The 6512-nt window shown below is 68.7% G+C and carries 3 protein-coding genes and 2 pseudogenes; 2 read left to right on the top strand and 3 right to left on the bottom strand.

Going from position 1 to position 6512, the window contains the following annotated elements:
• Positions 1–82: 82 nt before the first annotated feature.
• The gene (locus tag GA0115254_RS12085; protein WP_093895278.1) at positions 83–1063 is read right to left on the bottom strand and encodes a helix-turn-helix transcriptional regulator; all 981 of its coding nucleotides are present in this window, start codon (positions 1061–1063) and stop codon (positions 83–85) included.
• A 191-nt stretch (positions 1064–1254) separates the two neighbouring features.
• Here GA0115254_RS12085 and GA0115254_RS12090 point away from each other — a divergent pair, with 191 nt between their 5' ends.
• The gene (locus GA0115254_RS12090) at positions 1255–2025 is read left to right on the top strand and encodes an SDR family oxidoreductase (protein WP_093895284.1); all 771 of its coding nucleotides are present in this window, start codon (positions 1255–1257) and stop codon (positions 2023–2025) included.
• Between the two features lie 180 nt (positions 2026–2205).
• Here GA0115254_RS12090 and GA0115254_RS12095 read toward each other — a convergent pair.
• Positions 2206–2892, bottom strand: a pseudogene (locus GA0115254_RS12095) (site-specific integrase); the annotation flags it as partial.
• 314 nt (positions 2893–3206) lie between these two features.
• Here GA0115254_RS12095 and GA0115254_RS12100 point away from each other — a divergent pair.
• Positions 3207–6230 carry a 3-keto-alpha-glucoside-1,2-lyase-like domain-containing protein gene (locus tag GA0115254_RS12100; RefSeq protein ID WP_093895279.1) on the top strand — a complete coding sequence of 1008 codons (3024 nt, stop codon included), beginning with the start codon at positions 3207–3209 and terminating at the stop codon, positions 6228–6230.
• A 101-nt stretch (positions 6231–6331) separates the two neighbouring features.
• Here GA0115254_RS12100 and GA0115254_RS45205 read toward each other — a convergent pair.
• A pseudogene (locus GA0115254_RS45205) lies at positions 6332–6512 on the bottom strand (IS5/IS1182 family transposase); the annotation flags it as partial.

The following is a 6512-nucleotide window of genomic DNA, read 5'->3' on the forward strand; positions in this document are numbered from 1 at the left end:
GTAGGCGGGGCCGAACGTGGCGCACCAGGCCCGGGCCGTGTCGTAGGAGACGGTGATGCAACGTTCCAGGCATTTACGAGAATCACCGTGCGCGACGATCGTCACGCACGGCGACATTCCGTTGAACTGCGGCTTCGGGAGCAGAGCCCGGGAGGAGCGTTATGGCCGGCGGGTCGTGGATCCGCGCTCGGTACCGGGTGCGGCGCTGGCTGTGCGCGTGGTGTTCCCGCTCGGTCCGGCTGCCGAGCAGCGCCAGGTTCTCCCGGTCGGAGGGTTCGGGGCCCGCGGTGTAGATGCACAGGGTCTGGTCGGGGTCGTCCGGCGGGGAGAGGCATTCGTAGCGGAAGGTGATGTCGCCGACGAGGGGGTGGCGGTAGCGCTTGACGCCGTGGCTGCGCTCCTGGACCTGATGGTCAGACCACCAGCGGGGGAACTGCGGGCTGTGCACGGACAGTTCGCCGATCAGGGCCGTCAGCTGCCGGTCGTGGGGATGGCGGCCGGCATCGAGGCGCAGCATGGCCACGGTCTCCGCCGCCGTGCGCTCCCAGTCCAGGCAGCGCTCCCGTGCGGCGGGGTCGAGAAGCAGGTAGCGGGCATAGTTGCGCCGGCTCGCCGGGAGTGCGTCGAAGTCGGTGAGCACGGTGCGGGCGAGCCGGTTGGCGGCGAGGACGTCGGTGCGCCTGCCCAGGATGAACGCGGGTACGTGTTCCAGGATGTCCAGTACCTCGTGGAGGCCGGGGCGGACCCGCTGCGGGCGCTCCGGAGCGCGGCGGCGCGGACCGGTACCGGCCGCGGCCAGGTTCATCATGTGGGCGCGCTCGGTCCGGTCCAGGCGCAGGGCCTCGGCGAGGGCGTGCAGGATCTCCTCGGACACGTTGCCGCTGCGGCCCTGTTCGAGGCGGATGTAGTAGTCGGTGCTGATACCGGCAAGCTGGGCCAGTTCCTCACGGCGCAGTCCGGCCATGCGCCGGGCGCGGGCATCCGGTGCGAGCCCGACGTCGTCGGGCCGCAGCCGGGCGCGGCGGGAGCGCAGGAACGCGCCGAGCTCCGCAGTCTGCTTCATACGGCCTCCGTGATCTGTTCCGTATGTCCATTGTGCGGGGCGTTGGTGAGGCTGCCGGCCCGCAACCTGGTACCGGTGGAACCAGGCGGGAGCGGGCCAGCTACAGCCGCCGCGATCGCCTGTGCGGCTGGTCTCCTGGATGAGGTGGCGGGGGATGTCCGCCGCCGGCAGCGATGAAGGAGCACCACCTCATGCCCAAACTGATCACCGACACCACCCTCGCCGGCCGTATCGCCGTGGTCACCGGAGCCTCCAGCGGTATCGGCGAGGCCACCGCCCGACGGCTGGCCGCACGTGGCGCCAAGGTGGCCCTGCTGGCCCGCCGCGCCGACCGCCTGGAGGCGCTGGCCGCCGAGATCGAGCAGGCCGGCGGCGCCGCGATCGTCCTGGCCGTCGACGTCACCGACGCCGAGGCCGTGCGGGCGGCGGCCGAGCGGATCGAGCGGGAGCTCGGAACCGTCGATCTGCTCGTCAACAACGCCGGAGTGATGCTCCCGGCCCCCATCGAGGAGCTGCGCACCGACCAGTGGCAGCGCCAGATCGACCTGAACATCACCGGCCTGAGGAACGTCATCGGCGCGTTCGTTCCGCAGCTGGTCACGGCGGGAGCCGAGCGCGGCGTCGCCGACCTGGTCAACCTGTCCTCGATCGCCGCGAAGAACATCTTCCCGAACTTCGCCGTCTACTCGGCCACCAAGGCCTACGTCACGCAGCTCTCCCGCCACCTGCGCGCCGAGCTGGGTGAGAAGCACGTGCGCGTGTCGGCGATCGAGCCCGGGATGACGCACAGCGAGCTGCACGACCACGTCACCGACCAGGGCGTGCAGGAGTGGACGGCCGGAATCCACGACATCATGCTCCACTCGGAGGACATCGCCGAGTCCATCGTGTTCACCGCCTCGCTGCCGCCGCGCGTCAACCTGCAGCAGATCACGATCATGCCCACCGGCCAGCCCGCCTGACCGCCGGAGCGGGCAGGCGCGGTCGCGCCCTGCCCGGAGCCTGGGCTGCTGCTTCGGGCGGATCTGCTCGTCGTACGTGCGCCTCGTAGCGACGGGGTGACGAGGGGGAGATCAGAGTTCGGTGTCCTCACGCAAGGACCCGGACAACGAAACCGCTGTCGGAGGGCTACGCCTGCCAGCTCATTGCCTGCTGCCGCCCGGCGCGAGCAGGCTGGTGACCTCGGCGATCGCCTCTGGGGTCGGCTTGAAGTACCGGCGGACGTTTTCGGGCTTCTTGTGCCGGGACTTGGCCATCAGCATCAGCAGGGAGGCGCCCTGTTCCCCGAGGCGGGAGAGGCCGGAGTGCCGGTATTCGTGCAGGTCCCAGCCCGTTCCCGGGCCGTGCATGGCGGTGTGCTCGTCCAGCAGTGCGCGGGCCTGCCCGTACGACAGCCGAGCCAGCCCGGTGTCCGGGCAGACGTCGCGGGGTGCGAGGACCTTGCCGGGGCCGGGGCGGCGGTGCGTGACGAACACCGGCCCGCGGGTGCGGCCCTTGATCAGCCGGGCGGTGCCCGCGTCCCAGTACACCGTCTCCAGCGCGAAGTCCTCGCGGGCGCGGCCGCCTCGGCGCCGCGCGGGGGCGCCCTTCGTCTTCACTGGGGCCCGGCGCCCGGCCAGGTCCAGCTCCTCGATGTTGACGTCCAAGATCTCCTCGGCGCGGGCGCACGTCTCGTAGAGCATCCGCCACAGCGTCTTCTCCCGCAGGTGGACATCCCAGCGGGCGATGAGCCGGTCGATCGCCAGCTTCGAGCGGGCCGGGGTGTCGGAGTCCGGCGGCGGCATCCGCTTCGTCCAGGCCGGCACCGTCGGCCCGTCGTAGCCGTGCTTGATCGAACCCTGCCGCCGCACCCGTGACCCGGTCCGTCGGCTCGACGCCCTCGGCCAGGACGCCACCCTCTCTCCTGAAGCAGCCCATCTCTCAGGTCTTGGTGATGCTGGTCAACTCTCCACCAGTTTCTCCTCGTTGAGGACAAAGTATGGACGGCTCGGTGCGATGTTCGTACGCTGGGCGTCGATTTCACGCGGAAGTATGCCTGCAACAGAGCAGAACGCCACCGCACCACTCGTACGTGCATGAACTCCACTCCGCGGACGTGGGCCGCCCCGGACGCGCCGCATCACAGCGCCCAGCAGGAGGAAGAGTGACGTCACGCAAGTACCCGAACCTCCGTAGTCATCGCCCCGGAGCACAAAGAATCACCGGGCTGCTCCTCTCGGTGCTTCTCACCAGTGGCCTCGCCGCCGCCACCGCCGACGCGGGCGAGAAGCCCTTCACGGACCTGCCGCCCCAGGAACCCGGTGTCACCCTCCGCGTCTTCGACATCCAGTCCCCGCTGAACAAGCTCTGCGACCTCAAGCCCGCCCAGACCCCCAACGTCGACAAACTGATCCCTGTTGCCGACTGGTCCTCCACCGACGGCTTCGGATTCACCGACAACTTCGTGTCGCAGATCATCGGCAACATCAACGTCCCTGCCGACGGTACGTACGCCTTCCGTCTGATCAGCGACGACGGATCCCGCCTCTTCATCGGCGGCCGGCAGGTCATCGACCACGACGGACTGCACGGTGCCGAACCCAAGGACGGTGAGATCACTCTCACCCCCGGCTACCACGCCCTGCATATCGACCACTTCGACCGCGGCGGCGGCCAGCAGGTCACCCTGCAGTGGAAGCCACCGGGTGCAGCCGACTTCACCCTCGTCCCGAACTCCGTGCTCAGTACCGACGCCGACGTCGTCCGGGTCACCGCCCCCGGGCGCAAGGAGTGCGAGGGTACCTATGACACCCCTGGCGACGGCCTCCCGTTGACCTCGGTCAACCCCGGTTACACCCTCACCGACCTGCGCCCCTCCGGCTTCGAGCCGCAGGTCACCGCGATGGACTGGCTGCCGGACGGCCGGCTCGCCGTGGCCACCTGGGGCGGCAGCACCAAGACCGAGGGAGAGGTGTACGTCCTCGACCACGTCACGGGCGACACCGGCCCGGAGCAGGTCACGTACAAGAAGATCGCCGGCGGCCTGAAGGAGCCGATGGGGATCAAGTACGTCGCCGGAAAGCTGTACGTCTCGGAGAAGCACCAGCTGACCGAGTTGTCCGACATCGAGGGCGACAACACCGCAGGCGAGATCCGCAAGGTCGCCGAGTGGCCGTACGGAGGGAACTTCCATGAGTTCGCCTTCGGCCTGCTCTACGAGGACGGGAACTTCTATCTGAACCTGTCCGTCGCCATCAACTACGGCGGTGCGACCACCGATCCGCAGCCGGCCGCGAACCGAGGCACCACCATCAAGGTGAACAAGAAGACGGGAAAGGTAAGTTACCTGGCCGGTGGCCTGCGCACACCGAATGGGATCGGACGGGGCCCTGAGGGCGAACTCTTCGTCACCGACAACCAGGGCGGCTGGCTGCCCGCCTCCAAGCTGGTACATGTCAAGCAGGACCGGTTCTTCAACCACTACACCAACCCGGACGGCCCGTTCGACGACCGCACGGTCACCAAGCCGGTGCTGTGGCTGCCGCAGAACGAGATCGCCAACTCGCCCAGCACACCGATGCTGTTGAAGAAGGGCCCCTTCGCCGGGCAGATGCTCTTCGGCGACGTCACCTACGGCGGAATCCAGCGCGCCGACCTGGAGAAGGTGGACGGCGAATACCAGGGCGCGGTGTTCCGGCACACACAGGGCCTGGAAGCAGGCATCACCCGAATCAGCACCGGACCGGACGGCGCGATCTACGTGGGCGGCCTCGGCGCCGACGGCAACTGGGGCCAGGAAGGCAAACTCCGCTTCGGCCTGCAGAAACTCACACCGAACGGAAAGAGCGTCTTCGACATCAAGACCATGCGCGCCACGCGCGACGGCTTCGAACTCAGCTACACCAAGCCTCTGTCGGAGGAGACCGTCGCCAAGCTGACGAGCGGCGCCTACTCCGTAGAGCAGTGGCGCTACGTTCCCACCCCTGCATACGGGGGGCCGAAGGTCGACGAGGAGGAACTCCCTGTCGCGGCGGCCCGAATATCCAACGACCGTCGCACGGTCAGGATCACCGTCCCCGGCCTGAAGACCGACCGGGTGGTGCACATACGCTCGCCGCGCCCGTTCGCCTCGGCCGACGGTGAGCAACTCTGGTCCACCGAGGCCTGGTACACGCTGAACGCGCGTCCGGGCCCCGAGTCGCCCGTGACCGCGTACGACGCCGAGTCGGCGCGACTCTCCGGGGGAGCGGACATCGACACCGAGCACACCGGTTACACCGGGGGCGGCTTCGTCGACGGCTTCGGCACCCAGGGTGCCACCGCCACCTTCGACGTCGACGCACCCGCGAAGGGCATCTACGACGTGGGACTGCGCTACGCCAACGGCCCCAACCCCTTCACCGGCACCAAGACGATCGGCGTCAGCGTGAACGGCGGGCAGTCGCAGCAGACCAGCCTCCCCTCCACCGGCGGCTGGAACCGCTGGTCCACCCGGTCCGAGCGGCTCAACCTGCGCAAGGGCCATAACACCATCACCTACACCTATCGGCCCGAGGACACCGGTCACGTCAACCTCGACATGATCGAGGTGCGCAGACCCGGCAGCCGTATCGACCTGTTCTCCGGCGGCAGCGTCTCCACCGGCTGGCAGCACACCGACGGCCGTAGCGTCGAATGGCCGCACACCGCCGAGGACTCCATCGAGGTGTGCTGCGGCGACATCCGTACCAAGCAGGCCTTCGGTGACTTCAGACTGCATGCCGAATTCCGGGTGCCGAAGCTGCCGGACGACGTCACCGGGCAGGACCGCGGCAACAGCGGCATCTATCTCCAGGAGCGGTACGAGATCCAGATCCTGGACTCCTTCGGAGTGGAGAAGCTTGCCGCGAACGAGGCCGCGTCCATCTACAACAAAAAGGCGGCCGACCTGAACGCCGCAACCGCCCCCGAGACTTGGCAGACCTACGACATCGTCTTCCGCGCGGCCCGTTTCGACGCCGCGGGCAAGAAGACCGACGACGCCAGGATCACCGTGGTGTGGAACGGCAAGAAGGTCCACGACAACGTGGCCGTCGACGGCCCGACCGGGGCCGGTGATGCCGAGTCGGCCGCGGCCGGCGCGATCCGGCTCCAGGACCACGGCAACAGGGTCCGCTTCAGGAACCTCTGGATCGAACCGCTCGGCTGACAGCCGGACGGAGACGGGGCCCGAGACCTGATCTCGCGGGCCACCGACAAGGTCTCCGCGGAACTGGGCGGTCCAGTGGCGCAACCGGCCACTGGACCGCCTCAACATCCGGCCACCGATGGATGTCCGCGGGTTTCGGCGTAGGCCTCGCGTCGGGTGGTGCAGCGCTGGAACGGGCACCACTGCCGTAATCCGGCGTTGGTGTGCTCGACGCAGATCCGGGCCGAGGACTGCCGTCGGCGCATTTCCCGCCCTGCGTAGTGCTCGCCGGGCGGCGCGTCG

It is taken from the genome of Streptomyces sp. Ncost-T10-10d (assembly GCF_900091955.1).
Classification (GTDB): Bacteria; Actinomycetota; Actinomycetes; order Streptomycetales; family Streptomycetaceae; genus Streptomyces.